Source organism: Polaribacter sp. BAL334 (assembly GCF_015767435.1).
Lineage (GTDB): Bacteria > Bacteroidota > Bacteroidia > Flavobacteriales > Flavobacteriaceae > Polaribacter.
Genome location: NZ_JADWOV010000031.1, coordinates 1 through 363, shown reverse-complemented (window position 1 = coordinate 363; position 363 = coordinate 1). Strand labels below are relative to the sequence as shown.

1 pseudogene is annotated in these 363 nt (G+C 32.0%); it reads right to left on the bottom strand.

Annotated elements, in window-relative coordinates:
- A pseudogene (locus IU405_RS00170) lies at positions 1-363 on the bottom strand (pectate lyase); the annotation flags it as partial.

Genomic DNA, 363 nt, shown 5'->3' with positions numbered 1-363 from the left:
CTTTTATTGTTCCTCCATCTTCTTTAGAAAAAGTCGCATAATTATTTGGATCATTTTGACCTGAGTTTGGATTAAAAATATCAGTTCCTTGCATAGAAGTTTGCATTGGATATTTACAATTTCTAAAATAATTTCCTTCCGAAAAAACGGAAGAACCCATTGTCGACCCTATTCCGTATTTAGAATTTCCATCATAATAATTATTGTAAATGTGTGCAGAATAATATCTTACTCTTGGATGACGCGAATCAGAGTGATCATACCAATTGTGATGATAAGTGATGTATAATCCAGAGGTTGTTGCTTCACTTAATCCTAAAAGATTTGATTTACCTGAATCCCAAAAATGATTATAGGAAAAGG